Source organism: uncultured Mesonia sp. (assembly GCA_947499595.1).
GTDB classification, from domain to species: domain Bacteria; phylum Bacteroidota; class Bacteroidia; order Flavobacteriales; family Flavobacteriaceae; genus Mesonia; species Mesonia sediminis.
The window spans coordinates 1-25672 of sequence record CANMOY010000006.1; the positions used below are offsets into that span (position 1 = coordinate 1).

25 protein-coding genes, 3 pseudogenes and 1 CRISPR repeat array are annotated in these 25672 nt (G+C 35.3%); of the genes and pseudogenes, 8 read left to right on the forward strand and 20 right to left on the reverse strand.

What is annotated here, in order from left to right:
- Positions 1-40 precede the first annotated feature (40 nt).
- A CRISPR array of direct repeats spans positions 41-1682; the repeat unit is 37 nt; unit sequence CTTTACTACCAATCCACAACCAAACTAGGATTGAAAC.
- A gap of 276 nt (positions 1683-1958) precedes the next feature.
- The 4 genes from ACH2AZ_RS08210 to ACH2AZ_RS08225 all read right to left on the reverse strand — a co-directional run bounded on the left by ACH2AZ_RS08210 (position 1959) and on the right by ACH2AZ_RS08225 (position 6021).
- Positions 1959-2780 (reverse strand): hypothetical protein, encoded by an 822-nt coding sequence (locus ACH2AZ_RS08210; protein WP_394907448.1) that lies wholly within the window; start codon positions 2778-2780, stop codon positions 1959-1961.
- 61 nt (positions 2781-2841) lie between these two features.
- Entirely contained in the window at positions 2842-3276 is a 435-nt protein-coding gene (locus ACH2AZ_RS08215) for a hypothetical protein (RefSeq protein WP_394907449.1), read from the reverse strand.
- A gap of 918 nt (positions 3277-4194) precedes the next feature.
- The gene (locus tag ACH2AZ_RS08220) at positions 4195-4896 is read right to left on the reverse strand and encodes a hypothetical protein (protein ID WP_394907450.1); all 702 of its coding nucleotides are present in this window, start codon (positions 4894-4896) and stop codon (positions 4195-4197) included.
- Between the two features lie 507 nt (positions 4897-5403).
- Positions 5404-6021 (reverse strand): outer membrane beta-barrel protein, encoded by a 618-nt coding sequence (locus tag ACH2AZ_RS08225; protein WP_394907451.1) that lies wholly within the window; start codon positions 6019-6021, stop codon positions 5404-5406.
- 185 nt (positions 6022-6206) lie between these two features.
- On the opposite strand from ACH2AZ_RS08225, the pseudogene ACH2AZ_RS08230 reads away from it, so the two are divergent.
- Positions 6207-6344: pseudogene (locus ACH2AZ_RS08230) on the forward strand (IS110 family transposase); the annotation flags it as partial.
- Between the two features lie 107 nt (positions 6345-6451).
- Here ACH2AZ_RS08230 and ACH2AZ_RS08235 read toward each other — a convergent pair.
- From ACH2AZ_RS08235 to ACH2AZ_RS08285, 11 genes and pseudogenes are all read right to left on the reverse strand, one after another.
- Positions 6452-7012: an outer membrane beta-barrel protein gene (locus tag ACH2AZ_RS08235; protein ID WP_394907452.1), complete on the reverse strand. Its 561-nt coding sequence runs from the start codon at positions 7010-7012 to the stop codon at positions 6452-6454.
- Positions 6981-7640 carry a hypothetical protein gene (locus ACH2AZ_RS08240; protein WP_394907453.1) on the reverse strand — a complete coding sequence of 220 codons (660 nt, stop codon included), beginning with the start codon at positions 7638-7640 and terminating at the stop codon, positions 6981-6983. The genes ACH2AZ_RS08235 and ACH2AZ_RS08240 overlap by 32 nt, the downstream gene beginning before the upstream one ends.
- A 96-nt stretch (positions 7641-7736) precedes the next feature.
- Positions 7737-7961, reverse strand: a pseudogene (locus ACH2AZ_RS08245) (integrase core domain-containing protein); the annotation flags it as partial.
- A 589-nt stretch (positions 7962-8550) separates the two neighbouring features.
- On the reverse strand, positions 8551-9369 hold the full coding sequence (locus tag ACH2AZ_RS08250) for a hypothetical protein (protein ID WP_394907454.1): 819 nt from the start codon (positions 9367-9369) through the stop codon (positions 8551-8553).
- Positions 9370-9425: 56 nt separating this feature from the next.
- Positions 9426-10019 (reverse strand): hypothetical protein, encoded by a 594-nt coding sequence (locus tag ACH2AZ_RS08255; RefSeq protein WP_394907455.1) that lies wholly within the window; start codon positions 10017-10019, stop codon positions 9426-9428.
- Between the two features lie 903 nt (positions 10020-10922).
- Positions 10923-11195, reverse strand: a pseudogene (locus ACH2AZ_RS08260) (type II toxin-antitoxin system RelE/ParE family toxin); the annotation flags it as partial.
- Positions 11196-11229: 34 nt separating this feature from the next.
- Entirely contained in the window at positions 11230-11472 is a 243-nt protein-coding gene (locus ACH2AZ_RS08265; protein ID WP_379046666.1) for a hypothetical protein, read from the reverse strand.
- 224 nt (positions 11473-11696) lie between these two features.
- Positions 11697-12104 (reverse strand): hypothetical protein, encoded by a 408-nt coding sequence (locus ACH2AZ_RS08270; protein WP_394907456.1) that lies wholly within the window; start codon positions 12102-12104, stop codon positions 11697-11699.
- A 6-nt stretch (positions 12105-12110) separates the two neighbouring features.
- Positions 12111-12575, reverse strand: coding sequence for a hypothetical protein (locus ACH2AZ_RS08275; protein WP_394907457.1), 465 nt, complete (start codon positions 12573-12575; stop codon positions 12111-12113).
- Positions 12576-13056: 481 nt separating this feature from the next.
- Entirely contained in the window at positions 13057-13470 is a 414-nt protein-coding gene (locus ACH2AZ_RS08280; protein WP_394907458.1) for a DUF6691 family protein, read from the reverse strand.
- Between the two features lie 3 nt (positions 13471-13473).
- Positions 13474-14031: a YeeE/YedE family protein gene (locus ACH2AZ_RS08285; protein ID WP_394907459.1), complete on the reverse strand. Its 558-nt coding sequence runs from the start codon at positions 14029-14031 to the stop codon at positions 13474-13476.
- A gap of 309 nt (positions 14032-14340) precedes the next feature.
- Between ACH2AZ_RS08285 and ACH2AZ_RS08290 the strand changes: the two genes are divergently transcribed.
- The 3 genes from ACH2AZ_RS08290 (at position 14341) to ACH2AZ_RS08300 (ending at position 17394) form a co-directional block, all read left to right on the forward strand.
- Positions 14341-14703 (forward strand): hypothetical protein, encoded by a 363-nt coding sequence (locus tag ACH2AZ_RS08290; protein WP_394907460.1) that lies wholly within the window; start codon positions 14341-14343, stop codon positions 14701-14703.
- 394 nt (positions 14704-15097) lie between these two features.
- Positions 15098-16756, forward strand: coding sequence for a bifunctional metallophosphatase/5'-nucleotidase (locus ACH2AZ_RS08295; RefSeq protein WP_394907461.1), 1659 nt, complete (start codon positions 15098-15100; stop codon positions 16754-16756).
- A gap of 5 nt (positions 16757-16761) precedes the next feature.
- Positions 16762-17394 carry a TlpA family protein disulfide reductase gene (locus ACH2AZ_RS08300; RefSeq protein ID WP_394907462.1) on the forward strand — a complete coding sequence of 211 codons (633 nt, stop codon included), beginning with the start codon at positions 16762-16764 and terminating at the stop codon, positions 17392-17394.
- A gap of 164 nt (positions 17395-17558) precedes the next feature.
- On the opposite strand, the gene ACH2AZ_RS08305 is transcribed toward ACH2AZ_RS08300, so the two are convergent.
- From ACH2AZ_RS08305 to ACH2AZ_RS08325, 5 genes are all read right to left on the reverse strand, one after another.
- Positions 17559-18890 (reverse strand): rhodanese-like domain-containing protein, encoded by a 1332-nt coding sequence (locus ACH2AZ_RS08305; protein ID WP_394907463.1) that lies wholly within the window; start codon positions 18888-18890, stop codon positions 17559-17561.
- A 207-nt stretch (positions 18891-19097) separates the two neighbouring features.
- Positions 19098-19556, reverse strand: coding sequence for a DsrE family protein (locus ACH2AZ_RS08310; protein WP_394907464.1), 459 nt, complete (start codon positions 19554-19556; stop codon positions 19098-19100).
- A gap of 81 nt (positions 19557-19637) precedes the next feature.
- Positions 19638-20447, reverse strand: coding sequence for a sulfite exporter TauE/SafE family protein (locus ACH2AZ_RS08315; protein WP_394907465.1), 810 nt, complete (start codon positions 20445-20447; stop codon positions 19638-19640).
- A gap of 361 nt (positions 20448-20808) precedes the next feature.
- Positions 20809-21267, reverse strand: coding sequence for an IS200/IS605 family transposase (gene tnpA, locus ACH2AZ_RS08320; RefSeq protein ID WP_394907466.1), 459 nt, complete (start codon positions 21265-21267; stop codon positions 20809-20811).
- Between the two features lie 205 nt (positions 21268-21472).
- Positions 21473-22063 carry an N-acetylmuramoyl-L-alanine amidase gene (locus ACH2AZ_RS08325; RefSeq protein WP_394907467.1) on the reverse strand — a complete coding sequence of 197 codons (591 nt, stop codon included), beginning with the start codon at positions 22061-22063 and terminating at the stop codon, positions 21473-21475.
- A gap of 365 nt (positions 22064-22428) precedes the next feature.
- On the opposite strand from ACH2AZ_RS08325, the gene ACH2AZ_RS08330 reads away from it, so the two are divergent.
- The 4 genes from ACH2AZ_RS08330 (at position 22429) to ACH2AZ_RS08345 (ending at position 25637) form a co-directional block, all read left to right on the forward strand.
- Positions 22429-22761 (forward strand): DUF4625 domain-containing protein, encoded by a 333-nt coding sequence (locus ACH2AZ_RS08330; protein WP_394907468.1) that lies wholly within the window; start codon positions 22429-22431, stop codon positions 22759-22761.
- A gap of 413 nt (positions 22762-23174) precedes the next feature.
- On the forward strand, positions 23175-23537 hold the full coding sequence (locus tag ACH2AZ_RS08335) for a hypothetical protein (protein ID WP_394907469.1): 363 nt from the start codon (positions 23175-23177) through the stop codon (positions 23535-23537).
- 537 nt (positions 23538-24074) lie between these two features.
- On the forward strand, positions 24075-24650 hold the full coding sequence (locus ACH2AZ_RS08340; RefSeq protein WP_379043634.1) for an RNA polymerase sigma factor: 576 nt from the start codon (positions 24075-24077) through the stop codon (positions 24648-24650).
- Between the two features lie 93 nt (positions 24651-24743).
- The gene (locus tag ACH2AZ_RS08345; RefSeq protein WP_394907470.1) at positions 24744-25637 is read left to right on the forward strand and encodes a FecR family protein; all 894 of its coding nucleotides are present in this window, start codon (positions 24744-24746) and stop codon (positions 25635-25637) included.
- The last annotated feature ends 35 nt before the right edge of the window (positions 25638-25672 follow it).

A 25672-nucleotide genomic window follows, 5' to 3' on the forward strand; every position in this document is an offset into this window, starting at 1 on the left:
AAACTGCTAAACAAGTCCTTGAAAAACTTAAAGAAAATCACTTTACTACCAATCCACAACCAAACTAGGATTGAAACCGAAGTTATTTTATTAGACGCTTGTTTAATCGAATCTTTACTACCAATCCACAACCAAACTAGGATTGAAACTTACAGTGAGAAAATTCTCACAAAACAACAGAAAGACTTTACTACCAATCCACAACCAAACTAGGATTGAAACTCGGAAGTTCAAAAAGTAGTGTGCAGATAGGAGAAGCTTTACTACCAATCCACAACCAAACTAGGATTGAAACCTAAGAGAGCAAGAAGAAATACTTAACAACCTAAAGCTTTACTACCAATCCACATCCAAACTAGGATTGAAACTGTTCTATATGATTGATAAAGGTATCAATGCTTTAGCTTTACTACCAATCCACAACCAAACTAGGATTGAAACAGGCAATGGAAAAAGAGCAAAAAGAACAATCTGAAAACTTTACTACCAATCCACAACCAAACTAGGATTGAAACCAACAGTGCAGGTGTTGAAACTCATATTGAGATAAACTTTACTACCAATCCACAACCAAACTAGGATTGAAACATTACGTTTGAATCTGCTGCAAATAACTTCAAGTACTTTACTACCAATCCACAACCAAACTAGGATTGAAACTTATCGCTGAGTTGGTAGGGCTGCCTACATACCTATCTTTACTACCAATCCACAACCAAACTAGGATTGAAACTTAGGCTTATCGAGTTAGCAAATGGTAGACAAGCGTACTTTACTACCAATCCACAACCAAACTAGGATTGAAACTACGAAGTAGAAAGCTATGAAATAAACAGAATAACTCTTTACTACCAATCCACAACCAAACTAGGATTGAAACACGAATCTATAATAGGGATATTTATAGGGATATTTGCTTTACTACCAATCCACAACCAAACTAGGATTGAAACTGTTTGTGTAACAAATCACTTGCGGTAATGTGCCGCCTTTACTACCAATCCACAACCAAACTAGGATTGAAACACCAAGTAGGTAATAGCAATGTGAGCCAAGTTCAGCCTTTACTACCAATCCACAACCAAACTAGGATTGAAACCGCCTAGTAAAATAAAGGGGTATATCAAAAAAGATCTTTACTACCAATCCACAACCAAACTAGGATTGAAACCAGAACTCCCTGCTATTTGCGCTTGCTCTGTTGGGCTTTACTACCAATCCACAACCAAACTAGGATTGAAACTCATGCAAATAGAGCTTTGGAAACTTTGGATCGGGTCCTTTACTACCAATCCACAACCAAACTAGGATTGAAACAAATATGGTTTCAAAAATTATTTTTTAAACAATACTCTTTACTACCAATCCACAACCAAACTAGGATTGAAACACTATTTCAGCGGACGGTGAACTCCCTAAAACTTACTTTACTACCAATCCACAACCAAACTAGGATTGAAACAGCATTAACGCTGTTTTACCCATTCCAGGTCGAGCGGCTTTACTACCAATCCACAACCAAACTAGGATTGAAACTGCAATCTTGGAGCACTTAACGCACAGTGCCCGTGCCTTTACTACCAATCCACAACCAAACTAGGATTGAAACTCACCAGTTAAAGACTGAAAAAGATTTAAGGGAATACTTTACTACCAATCCACAACCAAACTAGGATTGAATTCTAAAGACCTGTTCTACCTCCAGTGACCAGGCCATAGCCCGAATAACAAAACTTTGTGTAGAAAACGGTCCCAGTCTCGAGAATCAACGGAGCACGGCGGAGTTAAACAATTGCAAGTAATAAATTTCCTTTAAAAATGCAGCAGCCTTCAAAACCTAGCCATTAACCAAATTGTAGCATAGTGTCTAATAACTAGACCTTCATGCAAGCCTTACTGGCCACACAGCTTGCCCCGATTTTTCATTGGGGAACGCTTAGTTATTATGCCACGTTTTTCTATTTTTTTAATTGGATTCTTACCGCGGGAACATAAAAATTTTCTTCTCTAGAAATATATTTATTCCACATTTCTTTTACATTTCTAGTGCTACCAAGATAAGCTTCCAAAAATGTGTTTTTTTTAGCACGAGCAACACCAAATACAATATTTGAACTTTTGGCAATATACCCGGCGAATATTTGTGATTTCATTTTTCCCGCATACTTCTCTAGGGGTATGTTTATCCATGCTTTCCTGAATTTATCTTTGAGGGTGAGCAGTTTTCCTTTAGGATATACATATATTTTGTTGGGATCATAAAGACTATCCGCTAAAAACAAAACTGGTACAAATACCGAATTTTCAACTTTATTTTTGTGAATTAAAATGCTGAAACTTTCAATCTCTATGGGTTGTTTTAATTCGAAACTCACTATATCGCCACGAGAATTTTGCGTGTTTATGCCTTTAGTATTTTTATTAAATGTGCCTATTGTCTTAGTTTCTTTTTTTTCCACTACCACTTCCTCCAAATACAATTGCTTATTTATATAAATTAGATTTTTATCAAATTTTCTTTTAGGAATTTTTTCTTGATACCAATAATCAAAATACAAAACAATGGAGTCGGCTTTTTCAATCTTTTCTAGGCTCAGGTCAAGCGCATTATTTTTTCCAGGAAGATATATTATTGGGTCGGTTTGGTTGTATACTTTAAGTTTGTAATTAGAGATGGTGTCAAAATCATTATTGGAAACAAAATAATAGTGCTTTTGCGCGCTTACCAAGTTGAACGTTAATAAAAGAAACAGAAAAACCAACAAAAAATATTTGTTCATAATTAAAAAATTTTTAACCTCTCCGACAATATATCCGAGAGGTTATGTTCATTCAAAATATTTATCCTTCTGCGACCCATTCTTGCCAAGTGCAAGGAACTTCAACTGAACCTCCTCCCATAGCAATGCCAAAACGATATTTTTTGACCGTGGCATTTCTTGCCAGGTAATAACCGCCTTGAGGTCTTTCTTTTGTTTCACAAGGTCCTGGATTGGAAATTTCATTGCACCAAAAGCACGCATTGGGTTCGACACCTATTGACGGGGTGTCGAGGTAATATATTAAGTTGATTACTTGATTAGGCTCGAACACCGCAAGGATGTGTTTATTCAATACATTAAATTCATATTCATTGTAGTTTTGATTAAGATGGGCGTCGTGAACAAAACTAGATAAAATATTCAAATACTGCATTTGTTCATCGGAAAGTTGGGAATTTTCTTCAAATATATTGTATTTGATAACCCAAAAATTCGCCTTTTCTTCATTGGACAATGCATTAAATTCAGCAATAGCATTGTTTGAATTGATAATATCAAAATACCAACTGCATTATACTGAAATAGGTTGACCTTTTTTACGGTCTTTTTTGGTTGATTAACTACTACTTTTAGATAGTAAGTTCAGGTAAATTTACATTATTTCTTCGATAGGATCTGTATTTGATCGTTGGATTTTTGTGGACTTCAGCTGGCTTTCTTAAATCCAGGCTAAAATGTGTACTTAGGTTATTGTAAATATACACTGCTTATGCAGTCATATTCTGCGCTAATTCGGTGTTTTTAATCGTTTGTTTTAGTCCATATTCATATTTAAGGGTTTTGTTAATTCGCATTGCAACTGCGTTTTTATAGGGAGGATACTATTCTGTCATACTCATAATAATAATAATATTTTTTTTCAGCAAATTGGGTGTATTTGGGGTTACAGTATTGAAAACTTCTGTTAGAGTGGTGAATCAATTTTTCATTGGAGTATTTTCTATTTTTAATAGCCATAGCCGGATATAGACTTCCCAAAAAAGGGAATGCCTATAGTGAACCTCCAGTATATTGGATTGAACGACTCAAAAAACAAAATTAAATGATAATAAAAAACGATTCTTCAAGAGGTAATAGAATGCTACACCCCAAAATCAAGAAAAACCGCATAAAGTGATACCAATAAACCAATCAATACGCAAAGAGGTGCAATTTATAAGCTTTTTGGTTATCCTAAGTCTACCGCTAAGAAAAGAAATCTTGCTAATCATCTCTAAAAGAGCTGCACAGCAATAGATTAATCCCCATAGTACCAACCGACAAACAGCCGGGTTAGTCAACACGGCGTTCATGTTAGGCTCCCGAAAAAAGAAGTCGGGACAGGCTGTACCGGCCACACGAACGCTTAGTTATTATTATTGCCAGTAGTTTTTTAATTATTAAAATCAACTGTGTAATCCAAAGTTGTTCCTGCATCGATAAATAGCGTGTCGTTTTCTCTCGTTGTTATATCGTTAATTTTACGTACAATTTCAATAACCACTGGTTGATTTCCTGCTGTTTCCAATAATTGATTGCTGTCAAACTCGTTTGTCCAACCTCTTATATTGCCATCGATAGTTTGAGAAAAACCTGAGGGTCGTGGATATTCAAAATTTGTCCAAAGTTGGTCACTACCTTGGATGTCGTCAAGATTTAATAGAGTTAAATTCACAAAAGCTTTCTTAACAACATTATGATTCCGAACAACCAAAGTATCCCGAACAGATTGAATTGATGGCATTCCATTCAAATCTGAACGAAGAAATTCATTTTCATTAAGTCTATCAAATCTCATTCTATGAATTCCGCTTTCTAATTCGTCGTCTCGCATAAAGAAACTTATACTAAAGTCGCCATTTGAGTCAGTTCTTGCAGTCGCTTTTGTTCTTACTGTTCCGAATCCTAAGCTTGTATTGTCCCAGACAACAGTAATTTTCTGATTTGTTATTGGTGTAGTTCCATCGTCAGTCATCAATTTTCCAACTATTTCAGTACAATCTGCTTCACAGTTTTGACTTATTAAATCATCTTCCTTTTCGCAACTTTGAAACGCAAAAGCAATTATTATCAATATTATTAAACTCTTTTTCATAGACGTTTTTCAAATTAGTGCTAACTCGTTACACCAACTCAAATATACGCTTTTAAAACAATTTTATACTGGTTAAAGTTGAACACGGTTATTGCGATTACTCTGTCTAGACTGCTCTGGTTCAAAAGGCTAGAAGCCTGCGATCCAATTGCGCAGCAGCGGGGGCCACCAGAATATTGGATTGAACGACTTAAAAAACAAAATTAAATGATAATAAAAAACGACTCTTCAAGACGTAATAGAATGCTACACCCCAAAATCAAGAAAAACCGCATAAAGTGATAGCAATAAACCATTCAATACGCAAAGAGGTGCAATTTATAAGCTTTTTGGGTATCCTAAGTCTGCCGCTAAGAAAAGACATGTGGCTAATCATCTCTAAAAGAGCAGCACAGCAATAGATTAATCCCCATAGTACCAACCGACAAACAGCCGGGTTAGTCAACACGGCGTTCATGTTGGGCCGTACCGGCCACACGAACGCTTAGTTATTGGTAGTAGTAATTTTTAGAAACTTGTTGAAAATCCTAACCCAATTAAATAAATTTCTATTTGTTTTTGTTCGTATCCATTGTTTTTAATGCTATCTGTTTCGTTCATAATATCAAAAATAAGTTTAACAGTCGTGTTTTCGCTTAAATCATAATCTAATCCTGTCGAAATGCCAAACCCTAAGTTAAATCCGCCACTTTTTGTGTCAATTTCTTTTGCCAATTCTAATATTCTTGAACGTAACAAAAAGTTCGCATATCCACCTATTCCAATTACTAACTTTAATTTCTCTTCCTTTTCTAAATTCACTCTGTGGGTCAATTTTAAGGGTATTTGCAGGTATTCGTTTTTTAGACGACTTTGATTAGTTCCATTAAAAAAATTAGAATTAAATTCTAAAGCCTCAAGTCCTGATGTAAGTTTAGTCCTTGAGTTGCTGCTAAAATCATAGTCGACATTAAATTTAATTGCGAGTAGATTACCGTCAAGAACTCCAATTTGATTGTTTTCGAGTGCTGAATTTCCGAAACCAAAGTTTAAACCATAACTGAATTTACTTTTATCGTTTTCTTGGGCGTAAGAAAATGAAGTAATTGCGAAAAAGCAGAACAAAGTAAATAATATTTTTTTCATATTCTTATATTTTGTTATGGTGAAATGGTGCACAGCTCGTTATATCATCCCAAATATACACTTTTAACACCATATTTTACTGGTTAAAGTTGAACACGGTTATTGGGCATAAAATCTGGAAGGGTCAACATTACCCCGTCTAGGCTGCTCTGGTTTAAAAGGTTAGAAGAACAAGGCGATGCAATCGCGCAGCAGCGGGGGGTGAAAGCAAGAAACTGGCGTTGATTGCAGTGGTCAATAAGCTTTTAAAACAAGCCTTCGCTATAGCTAAATCAGGATTGCCTTATGATGAAAAATATGTTTCTATTCTGGCAAAAAGATAGATATAAAATAAAAGTAAATAAAAGTATATAAAACAGGCTAATTAAGTCTCAAATTTAAGATAGAAAAAAGTTGGTTTTTACCTCAGTTCTTTGTTCTCGGGTGTTTTTTAAAATATAGAATACCCAAATATTACCGATACTGTATGATAATCAGAATGCCAAAAAATATAATTGCTTAAAATTTCTCTACTTGTCTGATATCTCAATTCTAAACTATACTTATCATTATTTTTATAACCTATACCTAATGCTAAGTTATTTCTTGTTTTGATTTCTAAATCTGTTCCAGAACTAAAATCAATAATTGAATTACTACTTAAATCAAAAATGAATGAGCTATTAATAAAAATTTTAGAATTCTCATTTAGGAAAAAATAATACCTTATACCAACAGGTATTTCAATTGACTTATAGTCAGCTTTAACCTTCTGATTTGTTTTTTCTTTTTCCGATTTAAAATATTGATATGTTGGCTCAATTATAAATGACCATTTATTTTTATTAAAAGGCATAATAAATTCTGCCTCAACACCAAATCTAAATCCTAACTCGTTATCAAAATCTGTGTCTCTTAAACTTGAGGCACTATTTTGTATTGAAAGAGAAGAACTATTAAGACCAGGTCGAATACTTAAATTAAATAAGTCTTTTTTCTGTTTTTTTTTCATAATTGATGTATTTTTCATTGTTACATTCGTTGTATTCTACAAAAATATCAATTAGTTCATTTTTTTGATAATCTAGATTTTCAAATTTGTTTATTTTCAAATTTGGACATTTTAGGCTATTCCAAAGTTGATTCTTAAATCTATTATTCTTACCGATTTTATTGTCCGAGGTTCTGTAAGATTTGAAAACTAATTGCTCAATTGCTGAATTTCCTTTATTGAAAAAGTATCTTCTTAAAGCTCCATCTTCAAATAGATACAAATTTGCTTTTCCCTCAACTAATACCTTTAAAAATAGTTTTTCTTCTTTAAATATAGGGTTTCTATCATAACTTAATTTATTGATGTCCTCACTAGACCTGTCAAGGTTTACACTACTTCTGACATATTTTGAAATATTATCAATTCCAAATTCTTTAATTGATGCTATAGTTTTCTTTTTCGATTCGCTATTTTCAGATATTTTATATTTAAATTCAGTTGGATTACTTTTCCAATCAATATTTTTGATTAAACAATGAGTCTTTTGATTGTTGTTATCAATGTAATATCCTTTCTCAAAAGAAATTTGTGCATGGCAATTAAAGCTTAAAATTGTTATTAAAAGAAATAAAAGTTGCTTTTTCATTAATATTTTAATTTATTGATATTCATCTAGTTGATGCATTATACTGAAATAGGTTGACCTTTTTTACGGTCTTTTTTGGTTGATTAACTACTACTTTTAGATAGTAAGTTCAGGTAAATTTACATTATTTCTTCGATAGGATCTGTATTTGATCGTTGGATTTTTGTGGACTTCAGCTGGCTTTCTTAAATCTAGGCTAAAATGTGTTCTTAGGTTATTGTAAATATACACTGCTTGTGCTGTCATTTTCTGCGCTAATTCGGTGTTTTTAATCGTTTGTTTTAGTCCATATTCATATTTAAGGGTTCTGTTAATTCGCTCTGCAACTGCGTTTCAAAGGGATCATACTGTTCGGTCATACTCATAACAATATTATTTTTTTCAGCAAATTGGGTGTATTTAGGGTTACAGTATTGAAAACCTCTATCGGAATGATGGATGAGTCTTTCACTTGGAGTACTTTAGCCCTTTATGTAAAAAAGGGAAACTAGTGACCCTCTACGTTTTTACCGCACGTGGGCCACCAGAATATTGGATTGAACGCCTCAAAAAACAAAATTAAATGATAATAAAAAACGATTCTTCAAGACGTAATAGAATGCTACACCCCAAAATCGAGAAAAACCGCATAAAGTGATAGCAATAAACCATTCAATACGCAAAGAGGTGCAATTTATAAGCTTTTTGGGTATACTAAGTCTACCGCTAAGAAAAGAAATGTGGCTAATCATCTCTAAAAGAGCAGCACAGCAATAGATTAAACCCCATAGTACCAACCGAAAAACAGCCGGGTTAGTCAACACGGCGTTCATGTTAGGCTCCCGAAAAAAGAAGTCGGGACGGGCCGTACCGGCCACACAGCTTGCCCCGATTTTTCATTGGGGAACGCTTAGTTATTATGCCACGTTTTTTACTTTACTATTTTTATTTTTATCGCAAGGGTATAAAAGTCTTCTTCCCTATAAATATATTTCTGCCATATTTTTTTTACATTTTTACTGTTTCCAAGGTAGCAATCTAAAAATGTGTTTTTTTTAGCACGAGCAACACCAAATACAATATTTGAGTTTTCAGCTATTCGACCAGCAAAAATTTTGGACTTCATTTTTGACGAATATTTCTTTATGGGTATATTGACCCATTTTTTTTTAAATTTTTCATGCAAAACAAATGACTTTCCCTTTGGGTAAAGGTGTATTTTATTGGGATCATCAATACTATCTGCCATAAATAAGACGGGAATAAATACCGAGTTTTCAACTTTGTTTTTAAAGATCAATATATTGAAACTTTCAATTTTTTTGGCTTGTTCTAAATTAAAACTTATCAAATTACCAATCCCGTAGTTTGATTTTATTCCTCTGAAATTTTTATTAAATGTGCCTATTGTCTTAGTTTCTTTTTTTATTACAACTTCATCCAAATATAATTGCTTGTTTAAATAGATTGTATTTTTGTTGAATTTTTTCTTCTGAATTTTTTCTTTGTACCAATAATCAAAATGCAAAACAATAGAGTCAGCTTTGTTAATTTTTTCTAAGTCAACTGTGACACTATTATTTTTATTTGGAAGGTATGTTTTTGTATTGGTATGATCATATAGCTTAAGACTGTAATTTGAGATTGTATCTAAATCATTGCTCGTTAAAAAATAATAATATTTTTGCGCTGTTGTCAAGTTGACCTTAAATAAAAAAAACAATAAAACCAATATAGTGAGTTTGTTCATAATAATTATTTTACTTCTCCCACAAATTGTGGGAGAAGTGATTAAATTTAATACATTTAGCCCTCAGCAACCCATTCTTCCCAAGAACATGGAACCTCTACCTCTTGTCCTCCACCCAAGGAGATGCCAAAACGATATTTTTTTACAGTTGCAGTTCTTGCCAAATAGTATCCGCCTTGTGGTCTTTCTCTTATAGTGCAAGGTCCTGGATTGGAAATTTCATTGCACCAAAAGCACGCATTGGGTTCGACACCTAATGACGGGGTGTCGAGGTAATATATTAAGTCGATTACTTGATTAGGCTCGAACACCGCAAGAATGTGTTTATTCAATACATTAAATTCATATTCATTGTAGTTTTGATTAAGATGGGCGTCGTGAACAAAACTAGATAAAATATTCAAATACTGCATTTGTTCATCGGAAAGTTGGGAATTTTCTTCAAATATATTGTATTTGATAACCCAAAAATTCGCCTTTTCTTCATTTGACAATGCATTAAATTCAGCAATAGCATTGTTTGAATTGATAATATCAAAGTACCAACCTTCTGTTGAATTGGTTTGCATATCGTATTCCTCAGAAGTTTGAAACCTATTAACATCTTCTAATTGCCCGTTTTTTTCTAAACTGTTTACTTCGTTGTTCAAAACTTCATCTCTTTAATAGCCAAGAAATAATACAATGCCTTATAGTATTAGGCTCAAATTTAATTTTCGATTCTTCATCTTAAAATTTTTATACTCTCATTTTTTTTGAAAGCTAGATTATTATCTTTTAATTAAAATATTGTGATGGATTTATTGAAACGACATCACTCACATAAGAATGGATGGTCAGTCCTTTTTGACCGAAAATGCTGTTTTAATGTGGCATAACGTGTTTGTATAACAATCAGTTGCGGATTGTTTGAAAACTAAGATAGCTAAAATTCCTGACTTTTATGCTTGGGCGGTTGTGTCCGCAGGACATAAAACCGCAATTGTTGTTATACTTTGTGTGTGCCCAGCATGGGCATCTTTATCATATCGAAGATATGATATTAATCTATAGGGTGCAAGTCCCTTATGGGCAGGGGCGACGCCTTGAACCATTAGTAAGCTGCAAGCTTGTCTGTTGCGAGACAGGAAGTGAAGGAAGCAGGACTACAAACCCTGGTACTGACGAACAGGAACCAGATATGAGGCTACAAGGTTGGATGAGCAAGCACATCATTGTGATGTCCTAAACATTTCTTTTGAAATGGAAACCAGAGCAGTAGATCTGGCAGGAATCAAGGTGCAGAAAACTGCATAGGTCTCACGGGTGGGGAAGTACCGAACGCAGTCATTCCAAAAATTAGAATGGGAGCATTGATTTTCATTAATTGGGTGACCGATTCCCAAGAAAATCTGTAGCCTATTCATAAAGTATGGAATAGTTTCAATGGGTGTAAAGAACGATTGGAAAGATGGGTTGTGAACCGCCGTATGCGAGACCCGCACGTACGGTGGTGTGAGGGGTGCACTCCGTCATTTGAAGGCGGAGCCATCCACTCGATTGGCAACTGGCTTTTATTTTTTTCGTCCTATTTTTATTGGATTTTGGCGAGTATCAAAAACATCATTTATTTCAATTCTATTCTCTTCCTTGTTAATCCAATAAATAATTTTATAGTTTTTGTAGATTAGATATCTAAACCCTTGATTTCTGTTTTTAAGAAGTTCTTCGGCTTGTCCAATTTCTGGTTGCCTTTTTAATTTTAAAGTTTCATTATAAATACCGTTAACGAGTTTTTTTGCTATTCGAATTCCTGCTTTTTCTCGATGATATTGATAAATTTTTTCAAGTTCATTTTGAGAAAAATCAGTTCAAAATAATTTAATTCCATTTATCAATCTTGGCTTTTAATTCGCTAGATTCTATTAGTCGATCATTTATTGAATCTTCCATAGATTTGTCAATTCGAGAATTAAACTCCTCTATTGTCATTGGTTTAAAATCATCATTATTAAAATTCTTGTTTTCTTTTCTAAGGATTTTTTCAAGACGTGAAATTACATCTTCACTTTGAATCTTTAAAAACTCTTGAATAAGTTCTAATTTTCTTGTTTGTAAATCCATTTTATTAGCTTTTTATCAAAGATACAAAATTATCAATTTAAACCTCTAATTTTCTTGCTTTCACGAATTTCACAGCTTGTTGCCAACGGTTTGCGTATATGGTTTGTGGCGGAGAAAAAAGCGTAATTTTTTCGGTTAAGGTTTTACGTTTCTAAAAGTACAAAAATTTTGGGTTTGTTACTAATTCCGCCATAAACTATATGCGCTGTTGTAGCATGTTTTTTTTATCTAAAATTATTTTCGTTTAATATCAGTTTATATTCAACCTCGTCCATTGCAAAAAGTCCACTTTTCAACACTTTATATTTCCAATTTTTTCGATCAAATATATCTTTAGTCAATTTTCCGTTTATTTTTTTTATAATTATTGTGTCAATTCCATTGAGGAAATTATTTCCTTTGTCGTGAGCATTTCCAATTTCTCCGTATTTTGTAATTATTGATTCCATATTTGGTTTTAATTCAATCGTTTTCACAGAATCTTTTTCGGTTATTTTTCTTTTACCATATTCCAGTATTGATTCAATTTCTAAATCAGATTCAGTTCTGTTTTCAACTACATACTTATTTACAACTCCTGGGTCACAAGATGTAATGAACATTAAAGTCAGAATTGGAATTATTTTTTTCATTCGTTTTTATTCTATTTGGTGGAATCCCCTTTCACTACTCATTCCAATTCTTTTTTTCTCAACTGATTTTCCATAAAACATAATAGCTACTATCACCGAAGTTTTTTCAGTCGGCTTTTCCCAGTTCAGATTTTTGTCAATTATTTTTTTAAGTTTTAGCTTTTCAGTCGGAATATTTGTGTCATTATCGACACTTAAAAGACAAGATTTTCCATTTAAGTCAACTATGATTTGGCAACTCAATAATCCTCTAATTTTCTTTACATTTTCTTCTTCCAGATTATTCGCTAAAACGTAGACTAAGTCTTTATCAGTTTCTTTAACTTCTATTGAATCCTTTTCGGTGCTAAATCTATCAGTATTACATCCTTCAAATTTTTCATCAAAAATGTTTTGGGCGTGAACTCCAAAAGAAATACTGAATATAAGAAGAAATATTGTTATGCTTAGGGTTGGTTTAAACTTTTTCATATTTTTTTCAAATGTGCTACAACTCGTTATAAACCCTCAAATATAATCTTTTAACATAATATTTAATAAGATAAAGTGTCTTTTTTATTTTGACTGCAAGGCTGTAACCGTATTTGCTTATTGGTTTTAACACTTGCCTGTACGCTCTTTTCTTATTCAATCATCAGTGTGAAATTTTCGTAATTCTGTTTGGATGCAATACTGCTTTAGGCCGCTATATTAATCCGCTACAGCTATAGTAATCATTCGTATGTAGCAGTTCTTTTGATGCTTTGGCGTTGAATTTCAGCGTTGACGATCTTTCCAAAGTTGTCGGGCCTTCTGCCAGCAATTGGTGTGCGCAAACTGTTCAAATTACAGACAACTCACCCTTATATGTAAGAACGGTACTGCCCAGGCTTATATAAGGCGTAAAATAAAACAAGCAGCTCGATTATAATTTAAACCAGCTGCTTGTTGTTAAGTCGAATAGGTAGGCCTACTAGTGCGGTAATTTGTTTTTAAGTAAGCCATACAGAAAAGTACCAGCGATTGCACCAACTATAACAATCAAAATAGAAAGATAACCGCTTCCTGCCAATACATACATAGGGCCCGGACAAGCACCGGCGAGCGCCCAACCTAAGCCAAATAATATACCTCCTATTAAATAACGGGCAATACTTTTATCTTTGGGTTTTAAACTCATCTCGCCGCCCCCCAAAGGTTTGAGGTTTTTGCGTTTGATAATTTGAACCCCAATCACCCCAATAAATAAAGCAGAACCCATAATGCCATACATATGAAAACTGCCAAATTGAAACATTTCATAAATACGAAACCAAGAGGCAGCCTCTGATTTAAACATTAAAATGCCAAAGAAAATACCAACCAATAAATATATAAAGTAACGCATAGCTTAAAAGATTAAAGGAAATAATAAATGTACCATTATTAGGCCGCCTATAAAGAAACCTATAGTGGCGATAAGTGACGGTAATTGAAGGTTACTCATTCCCGAAATAGAATGACCAGAGGTGCAACCCCCTGCATACCGCGCACCAAAACCAACGAGCAATCCGCCTAAAAGCAATATCAAAATATTTGATGGGTCGCTTAGGTTCTCAGTCGCAAAAATTTCGGTTGGTAAGTAGGCTTCCCCCGCACTGTTTATCTGGTAATCCTCAGCAAGTTGCTCAGCCACCGCTGGGTTTATCTCAACTTTATTATCACTCAGGTAATTAGAGGCAATAAAACCACCAATTGCAGCTCCTACTGCCAACATTAAATTCCAACGCTCAGCTTTCCAGTCAAACTTAAAAAAGTCTGCTGCTTTATCAGCACCTGCGATGGTACAAGCGGTACGTAGGTTAGACGACATTCCAAATTTTTTGCCGAGAAATAATAACAAAAACATCACTAAGGCAATCAAAGGCCCGGCTACATACCAAGGCCAAGGTTCATAAATTAAGTTCATTTTTCAATTTTTGACAAACATGGTATTTTTAAATGAATTTGTAAGTAACTAAAGTTACAATTGTCAAAATTTAATTTTAAGAATTTCAAGTTTAAAACGGATTGGAATAGAACTATAAACTCAAATTTAAGGTAAAGCCATAGAGAATAGTAAGTCGTTTTTTGTTTTTTTAATCGGTAAAGAGATCGGGAAATAGAGCGTATTATGCTATCACTTTTTTTCGCAGCTCATACTATTCTTAATTTTTTTGAAGTTGGGTAACATTAGTTACAAAACGCCTGCATAAAATCTGCTATATTTGCTAGCAATATGAAAAGTAAAGCAGTTTTATCCATTTTATTGAACCTTGTGTTTGTGGTAAAATTCATCGCCGTAGAGGCAAATGGATTAAACACATTACTTAATGGTAATGAGTTTAAGCTGGTAAAAACTTTTTGTGCAAAAGAAAGGGCAGCCAATAAAACTAGCGAAGATGCAACTTATTTGTCGGTAGACAATAATGCTATGCAAGAGGTTGCGCTAAGCAGTATTTGTACTTCCCCATTTCAATTTGATCTTTTTAGCTGGGAAACAAATTTGGTAGAACCCATTGCCGCCCTGGGTAATTACTTTCCCACAGATTTACTTTATCGTTACTTAGAAAACGATTCTCCGCCTCCCCGCTGGGCATAAACTTTTTCCAATTATTTAAATCCGTTTTTCCGTAAAGTTTAGTCAATAGCAATAGGCGAAAATACTATTCGCCTAAAGGCAGGAAAAATGCAAATAAGTAAAAGGCTTTTGAATAATATATAGGAAAATTTAAGGCTTGTAAAGTGGTTGCTCTTACGATTGTAAATAAGGTAGGTATATTTTAACAAGTTGTCTTATAGACGATTTAACTCCGATATCCCCTGGCCAAGCGCTGGTTGATAAAATTTAAATCTAAATTGTAATTATAACACATTAATAGTTTTCGCTTAGTAGCGGATGCAATATTGCCAATAGGCTTAAGCCGAATAAGCTTCACAAAAGCATCTATAATTATTGTTAAGCATAAGTTTATATAAATCAAATACGAATCATCATGAAATTATTAAATAAAAATATAGTACCGGCTATTATTTTAGTAGCCTTTGCGGTGTTTGCCGTTTCTTGCAAAGCCGAAAAATCTAAAACAACCAAGAGTGCTCACCCGGCAAAAGACACCTTGAAAATAAGCGTGTTACAAACTGCCGATATACACGGACAGCTCGATACCCATCCAGAACTGTTTTGGGAAAATGAGCAAATCGTCTTTAAAAATCGGGGTGGCCTGGCTAATATAAAAACTCTTTTTGATCAAGAACGTCAAAAAAACCCTAACCAAACGCTTATTGTAGATGGCGGTGACTTAATTCAGGGGAGCGGATATACGGCGCTTTCTAATGGCGATGTAATGCCTCAACTTATTAAAGAAATGGGGTATGATGTAATTATTCCTGGTAACTGGGAAGTTGTATACGGTAAGCAAATTATGCTAGAGGTGATGAATGCTTATGATACCGATGTAATTGCCCAGAATATGTACCATGATAATAGTAAAGAACCGCTTTTTCCTGCTTATTCTGTTAAAGAAATTGAAGGTGTACGCATTGGTTTTATGGGTGTTAATGATCCCGATGTTCCCGTTCGTCAAAATCCAATTTTTAGTGAGGGAATCGCTTTCAGCGGTCTATCAAAAGAATTAAAATCACAAATAGATGAGCTAAAGCAGAAAGAGAAATTAGATGTACTTTTCTTGGTGACCCATATAGGGATTTTTAAACAAGTAGAATTGGCCAATAATCCTATAGCCGAAAATGTCGACTATATTTTAGGGAATGATACACACGAACGTGTGCGCGAACCCATACAAGGAAAATATGCAAAAGTAACGGAGCCAGGAGCATTTGGTTCGTTTGTAGGAAAGCTGACACTACATTTTGTAGACGGCGAGCTGGTAGGCGATGAGTATGAGTTAATAGAGGTAGATCCTGAAGTGTTTCCAGCAGATAAAGAAATGCAACAATTGGTTGAAAAAGCCAAGGCACCGTATAAAGAGCATTTAGAAACCGTAGTAGGATATACCAAAACGCCTATTTACCGGTATCTAACCGTTGAAAACCCGATGGATAATATGATTACCGATGCGGCTAGATGGAAAACAGGAGCAGATATATCTATTTCTAACGGCTTTAGATTCGGAAATCCTATCGTGCCCGAGAACGGTCAGCCTGCACCTATTACAAGAGCTAACTTATGGAACTTGTTGCCTGTAAATGAAAAGGTTAAAACCGGAAGGGCTACAGGTAAACAAATTAAAAATTGGCTAGAAAAAGAAATGCACAATGCGTTTGCACAAAATCCTACCGAGAGATTTGGGGGTTGGTTGGTTCGGTTCTCAGGAATGAAAGTCGATTTTGATAGCCAAAATGAGAAAGGGAAACGTATAAAAAGTATTACGGTAAATGGAGAGCCAATGATTGATGATAAATACTATACCCTCTCAGCTTGTGTTCGTCCAGGCGATCCTATAGATAATCTTTGTAGAATGCCCAACGTGAAAGATGTTGAAGTTAAAGACTATACCATTCACGATGTTGTTGAAGAATACCTAAGAAAAAATTCTCCTGTTGCGCCAACTTTAGAAGGAAGGGCCTATTGTGAGTACCTAGGGGTCAATTCATTTTCAACCGTACCAAAAACAGATTACCAATTTAAATAAACACTATGCAAAAGAATAAAAATAAAAAGAGTACCAAGAAAACGTGGATGCAATATGCCATTTTTGCGGTCGTCGGCCTAATCTTGTACGCTACTGGTTGGCATACCGAGATAATAGGATTTGCTCAACGCGGTGTGCTGGCTACGGGTTTAATGAATCCAGATGTTGAAGAAATTGCCGAAAAAAGAGAGCAGACCAATACACAAGATAAATCTCAAGCGAGCAATCTTCAAAAAGTAGACTACAACCTAGATCTTATAGATGCAGCCGGCAACAGGAGATCGCTGAAGGAGTTTGAAGGTAAAGTGATTTTCCTAAATTTCTGGGCTACTTGGTGTCCGCCTTGTGTTGCAGAAATGCCTAGTATAAATAGTTTACACGAAGAAATGGGAGATGAGGTGGCTTTTGTGCTGCTCTCCTTCGATAAAGATTTTGAGAAAGCCAAGGCTTTTGATAAACGCAAAGGCTATAACCTGCCTATTTTCGCACCAGCGGGTAAGTTACCCTCCATGTTCCAATCTTCGGCACTGCCAACCACCTATGTTATCGATGCCGCAGGTAACTTGGCATTGACTCACACCGGAATGGCCCATTACAGTGATCCAAAATTTAAGAAGTTTTTAGAAAGCCTGAAGTAGAATTTTTATAAGCTGGAAGCTAATGGCTTCCAGCTTACATGAAAAATCCCGAAAAGCTTAGCTCTTCGGGATAATCAGGGTAACCAAAATAAGGGGCAACATAAAGGTTATAAACAAAAAACATCAGGTTACCTATTAAAAGTCTATAACCAATAGGCCTTGATTTAGTCTTTGAATTGTTGTATCGCATCACTCAAATCATACACCTTTGTTCCTGCTAATTCTTTTTGAAGAATACTGCTACCGGTAGCACTGCGGTAACCGCCGGCACAATGAACAACAATGGGTTTATCGGTTGGTATTTCACTGGCTTTTTCCCTTAATTCATTCAATGGATAACTAAGTGCACTTTCAAAATACTTACCTTCTTCTACCTCGCTCGTATTGCGTATGTCAACAATTGTATATTGATCTAGATTTTCTTTGAATTCCGTAACATCTAATAGTTCTGTATTTTCTAAATTTTCATCTGAGAGGGTAATAACCTGCTCCAGCAATTTCTCATAACTTATTTTGGCTACGCGTTGCAATAAAGTCTCTTTATGCTCAGCGCTATCAATTACCAAGGTGAAGGTCTCCTCTGGTTTAATTACAGAACCGAGCCATGTTTCGAATTTAGCGTTTTCAGATACTGCTTGTATGTTTATACTACCTTTTAAATGACCTTTTTTAAAGCTAGCTTCATCGCGGGTATCTACAATTATACCCTCGGCGGTTGCATTTTCGGTAAAAGGAACCCTTGCAATAGAGGGTTGCAAATCTTCTGCACCTGCTTTATTGGTATCTACGTCAAAGCCAAAATAATGCGGAATAAAAGGCTGTCCGTCGAGTAGGGTATCCATAAACTCTTCTTTAGATTGCTTTTTAAAAGCCCAATTTCCCATACGTTCATTGCCAAGTGTACTGCTCGCTGCATCGCTCATATTTTTTCCGCAAAGCGAACCTGCACCGTGTGCGGGATAAACTACTGCATCGTCTGGTAAATCTGTGAACTTATGTTGAATGGTTTCATACATCATCTCGGCAAGTTGCTCACGCTTGGCCTTCATATTCCCCGCTTTTTCGCGCAAATCTGGCCGACCAACATCACCTATAAATAGAGTATCACCTGTAAATAGCGCTGTTTCATTTTCTTCTGTAGCCACAATAGTTATACTATCGGGGGAGTGCCCGGGTGTATTTATGGCCTTTAACTTAACACTCCCCAAGCTTATGCTGTCCCCTTCATCAAATGCCTCGTGAGGGTAGTCTGCACCTAGTTTTTCGCTGTTGTAAATAGTGGCCCCCGTAGCTTTGTGGATTTCTAAATGTGAGCTCACAAAATCGGCGTGCGGGTGGGTCTCGATTACTGCGACTATTTCTGCATTATTGGCTTTGGCAAATTCAAAATACTGTTCTGGATTCCTTTCCGGATCTATAACGGCCATCTTACCATCGCTTACAATAGCATAACTGTAATGAGCTAATGGTTTATATTCAAATTGTTTAATATTCATAATTATTCTTTTTTTCAATTTACTATAAAAATAAGTCCTAAAATTGAGAATACGAGTGACTTAGGTTACATTGTGAAATTTTTAAAATTCCTTTAACACATAAAAACCCGTCGGTAAAGACGGGTTTTAAAAATCTTATTCTCAATAGAATTTAATTTCACTTCATTTATATTTAAAAGAAATTTAACCTATAGCAGCAATTGGTGTTTAGGGGATGATTACATTATACCCCTTGGCCTGGATCTGCAAAAGTCTTGAAAAGGCATTTTCAACAGGAATAACAGATTGTGGCAAATCTTTTTCGGTTACTTTTAACCTTTTCATAGCTTGTTTGCAAACGCTTATGCGCAATTTCTGATGTTCGTTGTTATTAATTAAACGAGAGAGATCAGTACCTTGTTTTAACTCAGCTACTACACCTCCCCAAATTACGATTTCAAAATTTTCGAAGTTAACCTCACTTTTCAGCAATCGATCAAAAAACTTGAAAGCCCCTTTTATATGACGTTCTTTTTGTAATCCTAGGGCCATATAAGGAGTTTTATTCAAATCATTCACCATTTCTAAATCAATAGCTTTTTGGTTGCTGCTTTGCGCGGATAAGGTTAAAGAAGACAAGGCGATTAAAGCGATTGAGATGCATTTTGTTAACTGTGCTAGTTTCATAGTTTAATTGAATTTTTGTTTATAATTAATCTTATTGTTTTTAGAAATTTGAATCCTTGTAAAAGAAAGAGCACCTCTTATTTAAAAACCCTGTGCCGCTAATTCTTTATAAATGATATAGATTCCCATTAGGAGAACAAACCAGCCAAAAGCTTTTTTTAACTTTTTGCCGTCGATGAATTTATTCAGCCATATACCGATAAATATCCCTACTATAGACAAGCCCGAAAAGGTAAGTAGAAATGGCCAATTAATGTCTAAGTTTTGTACATCGCCTAAAAAGCCGGTAAGCGATTTTATGGCGATGATGAGCAAAGAGGTGGCCACTGCCTTTTTCATGGGTAATTTCGCTAAAAGTACAAGCGCAGGAATAATCAAAAATCCGCCGCCAGCACCAACAATACCGGTTATGGCGCCCACTACAATACCTTCAACAACTATTAGGGGGTAATTATAAGAAACAGGTCCATCCTTATCATTTTCTCCTTTCTTGTTTCGTATCATAGAAAAAGATGCCACAAGCATTATTATGGCAAAAAAGAGCATTATGGCTAAATTTTTAGTAAGCGTGAAATTGTTAATTTCGAGGAGCTCCTCGGGTAGGGCAGGAATTAAAAAAGCTCGGGTAAGATAAACGGCAATAAAGGCAGGTATAGCAAAAATAATGGCGGTTTTAAAATCAACCAGACCTTTAGACATATTCTTTATTGCCCCAATAAGCGATGTGATACCAACAACAAAAAGAGAATAAGCCGTAGCGATAATAGGGTTAAGCGAAAGAGCATAAACTAATATAGGAACGGTTAGAATAGAGCCGCCGCCACCAATTAACCCTAAAACCAGTCCGATAATTAGCGCGCCCGCATAACCTAGAATCTCATATAGCTCCATTTATATACCTTTTAGAGTACAAATATACATGGGTAAACTTACAAGTTTTGTAACTCTGGTTACAAGACCTTGTTATACCCATGAATTTTCACCGATTTTGGAAAAGCGCCATATTAATAGCCTCATCGGGGCGGCATATCAATAACCCCGTAGGGGTGCCATATCAATAGCCCCGTAGGGGCGACATATCCATAACCTCGCCAACGCATAACCCCGTAGGGGTGCCATATTAATAATAACCCCGTCAACTCCATAATCCCGCCCGTCCGTAACCCCGTAGGGGTGTCATATCAATAGCCCCGTAGGGGCGGCATATTAATAAACGTAGGGGCGGCATATCCATAACCCCGTAGGGGTGACATCAATCATCTGTAAAAATATATTCGCTATTAAAATCAATTTCATAAGCGTTTAAAGCATCAATATATTCTTCTCTAAATGATTTCTTCCTATGATGATTTTCTTGATTTTTAATATAATCTACCACATGATTAACACCCGATTGACTCACCGTAAAAGCACCGAAGCCTGTTTGCCATTCAAATTTGCCCTTGATGAGTTGTTTTTGGTTTATCCATCTAGAAGAATTCGCTTTAATATCTCTAACCAAATCCGACAAGGTACAATTTGGTTTAGTTCCGATTAATATATGGATATGGTCAGGCATTCCGTTGATAATCATTAATTTTTGGTTTTTATTGGTTACAATGCCTGTAATATATTTATACAACTCATCTTTCCATTTTTTTGAAATATGGTTTTTTCTACCCTTTACGGCAAAAACAATATGAAAATATAATTGAGTGTAGGTATTGGCCATATTGATCTATCGTTGCTCAGCTATAATTTAAAATTGAATTACTGGCTAATATTAAACGGCCAGGCGAAGGCTATGATGATCTTACTCCATAAGGGGCGGGATATTAATTGGGTGATGAATTATATCACCGCCATCACCGATAAACCTGTTATAGGTAGAACGCCTTTGAAGTTCACAAGCCAAAATCAAGGCAAGTGCGTTTTAATTATTGTTCACTAATCGCATTTAAAATTCTGGTTGCGAGTTCATCCTGTCCTTTTTCACTGGTCAATATTCGGCGATCATTTTCATTTGAAAGAAAACCCAGTTCAACCAATGCTATAGGATAGTCTACTTGTCTAAGCAGATAAAAACCAGCTTTTTTTATGGCCACTTTTTTATCCTCAAAGCCATAAAGTAACTTCGAGGCCAAATCTGCAGATTTTGCTCTTTCTTTATTTTCATCACTAAGATAAATTTCTATTCCTTGCTTGTTGGTGTTGGTATGTTGGTTGACGTGCAGCGAAATCACCATATCGGGTTGTAATTTATTGATGTGCTTAGCGCGATCTATTAGCGATATAAACTCATCTGCTTCTCGCGTTAAAATGATTTCAATGGCCGAATTACGATTAAGCGCCTTAATTTTGTTGGCCACTTTAAGCGCAATCTCTTTCTCTTGAAAGCCTTCAATTGTGCTGCCATTGTCTTGACCGCCGTGCGCCACATCGATTACTACCGTCTTTTTGTCTACACCTGTAAACGCCATACAAAGCGTTAATAGGGCAATACCGATAAATTGCAATAGTTTTCTCATACCTTTTTGTTATTTAATTAAGAATTACCGATTTAAGATAGATTCAAAATATTATACTTTTTATTAAGAATCATCTTTTAAAGATATCATAAAAATTTAATTTTCAGTAATAGGAATATATTTTTCAAGGTTTTTCACGCATTTGTTTTTAAGTGATATGCCCGAGCAAGGCTCTATTTTAGTTGATTTTTGTAACCGCTAAAAACAACCTAAGAGCAGGGCTACTTCGTAACTCCTTCGGTACTTCTTCGTTGATCCCTCGAAATATAAGGATTTGTCGATGTTTTATCGAAGGAGTATCGAACTAGTATCGAGCTAGCTATGGAGTATCTCTTCGGTTTTTTCGGGTAAGCTAAGGGGTTCTCTTGAGTTTGGTTCATAGCATTTCAACTTTTATTCCACCGCCACAAGGAAGATTGCTTCGCTTTGTACGAATTAGCCCTTTACAAAAAGCCAGCATCCCTTATTATTTACGAGGCCCACCGTTTGGTAAACACAACAGCAATCAGCTACTAGCTAACCAAGTAAACTGGGTAGTTGATCAAAATTTCAGCAATTATACCGGGACCACTGCTCATTTTCATGAACACTTAGACGTTCCGCAAAATGCGACTCCGGGTGAATACCACCTGAGCATTAGCGTAACCGATGAAGACGGGCATACGCATAGCGAAGGCGCTCACTTTATGGTGAACTAAGCCGCTTATTTTTTTTAAAATCATAGTCTGTTACCCCCAAGTGCATTTGCGCTTGGGGGTTTTTTGATTTTGCGGCATCTTTATTTTTAGAAAGTTATATAGATAAAAAGTTAAAGCTTAAAGCGGATGAACACTCGCATAAAAATCAAGCATTACATTTTAAAAAATAGCTTTGATAGATTTCATTAGCTATTTTTTGCTTAAATTACTTCGATAATTAATGCATACGGCGAAACCTTTTTGTTTGGGTGGTGTTTAGATCTTTTTGTATTCGCCATTGAAACAAATTTATAACGTGTAGATGGTTGATAAGCTTAAATTTTTTTTAATTCAACCTAAACCTTATCCGCCTTGAGCTAAAACAGTATCAACCTTAACACCTTTTAAAAAAATAGTAGAAAAATCCAACGCCTATGAACCTTAATAAATTACTTTTTTGTTTATTGTTTATCCTTTCGGGTAGTATGATGGCTCAAGAACAAGCGCCTGAAAACCAAAAAACCTCCACTACGGTGGTAAGCAAGTTTGCTTTTTCAACCGGCAACCTTGAAGAGCTCAAAAACATCGATTATGATTTACTACGCGCTGCTTTTGAAGGTAATGCTGCCGATGCGCGAATTAGTGTAAAAATTAGTTTCGAAGGTGAAGTACCCGAGGTTGCCGATGGTCAACTGACTCAATTTGTGATTGAGATGAAAGGACGTTCGGGTAACTTAGAGAAAATCATTCATAAATTAGACACCCGACTAAAAAAACTAGTAGCCGAAATGGAGTGAGTTGCTTCTTACCAACGGTTTATCAAACACCAGCCTTTAAAAACGCTGGTGTTTTTGGTTTTAGGCAAAAAATTAGGGACAAAATAGGTATAAAATAAAAGAAACTTGATAGCAACTAAGTAAGAAAAATTCCTAAGTTGCTGTTCTTTTTTATCTAAGCTGCAAGGCTTGCAGAGACAAGCCTTGCAGCTTGCTATAAAATATTGTACAATATTTAAGTAAAAATTGTACAATATTTTTATAAAAGTTGTACAATATTTTTTAGAAAATTGTAGAAAATGTACAAAAAAGCTCTTGAACGCGCTATTCATTCGTCGGCAACTTATTATGATTTGTTCGGCAAGAATTTGTTCTTGGGTTTGTAATAGTTGTTGCATTTTGGCTTATAAAAAATTAGAAAATAGGTTTTGCTGGGTTATTGGCTTAATGTAGACTACACATTACTGGGGTATATTTCATATTGTGCTAAGCATCTCTTTACCTTTTCTTGATATAAGGCAACACGAAATATACTTTTTTTGTAAAAAGACAAAATCCGTGTTACGTAATAACTACAAAAGACTTAGCGATATAGATTTATTGAGTTTGGTTGTTAAAGACGACAGATTAGCTTTTGCTGAAATATATTCTCGCTACTGGCAAGCTTTATACAAGTATGCTTACAAGGTATGTCCAGATGAGATGCTATGTGAGGATATGGTTCAAGAGGTGTTTATAAGCCTTTACTATAAGAATCGAGAGACGCGTATTGTACACCTGGAGTCCTATTTAATCAAAGCGGTAAAATACAAAGTCCTAAATCAATTACGAAAGAGAGAATTCACCGATTTGCAGCAGCGGTATATAGAATTAATACCCGAAAAAGAAGAGTCGCAAGAATTAGAATACCAGGAGTTGCTGGCGCTTACTCATCGTTCTATCAATCAGTTACCCCCAAGGTGTAGGCAAGTATTCAAAATGAGCCGAGAGCAGGGTTTAAGTCACGCCCAAATAGCTGCAGAGTTAAGTTTATCGGTGCGTACCATCGAGAAACACATTAGCAATGCCATAGCGGCCTTACGTCATTTAAATGAGTTTTCGATTTGGTTCGCCTTTATATTAATAAATTATTAAGACAGAACGGGGATTATGAAGAAAGCGTTAAGACTAGATTTTTACTTACGTATAATCTGCTTTTAAAGTGACTTATAATAAAGAAGCCGTAATTTGAAGCCAGAACAATTTAAAAAACTAATTCGAAACTATCTTGAGGGTAGTTGTACTGACGCGCAAAGGAGACAAGTAGAGGCTTTTTTGAGAGAACAGCAAAATGCTTCTATAGTGATTAAGCAGAGACCTTTTGCAAATGCGCGTATTTGGATGCGAATAAAAAAGGGGTTACCACAACTCAAAGTACGTAGCAATAGAGTAGTAATAGCTTCGGCGATGGTCGCTATTCTTATATTGATTTTTATGTTGCCTCATTTTTTAATCAAAACAAACACAAATCAGATAACTGAAAAAGGTGAAAAGAAAGTTTTTATACTTCCAGATGGATCAGAAATACATCTGAATTCGGCTTCTCAACTTAGCTACACAAAAGATTTTAAAAATAAGCGTAGGATCCAATTTAATGGTCAGGCATTTTTCTCCATTGCCCAAGATAGTTTAAAACCCTTTACTATAGAGACCGGTGAAGCACAAATTAGGGTTTTGGGTACTTCTTTTGACGTAAATACCTACCATAACGAGCGCTTGGTTGTAGAAGTTACCGAAGGTAGTGTTGAGGTTGAGAAAGGAGGAGCGTCTATTGTACTAGAGGCGCAAGACCGTTTGGTTTGGGAGCAATCAACTTGGAGATGCGAGCGAGTGGTAAATACGGATGAGAATTGGAGACAACATTGGTTAATAATAAAAAACCAAAAGTTATCGTCGGCCATAAAGCAGATTGAAATATGGTACAATACCCGAATAGAGCTGGGCAAAAATTTAGATAAAGACTACCGTGTTTCTGGAAAATTCAAAAAAGCTGAACTTGAAGAGGTGTTGGCCTCCCTAAGCCATATTTATAATCTAAATATAAAATTAATAAAACCCAATCATTATGTAATAGAGAACTAAGAATTAGCCCACCAAAAAAGCCCAAGACTGCTGCA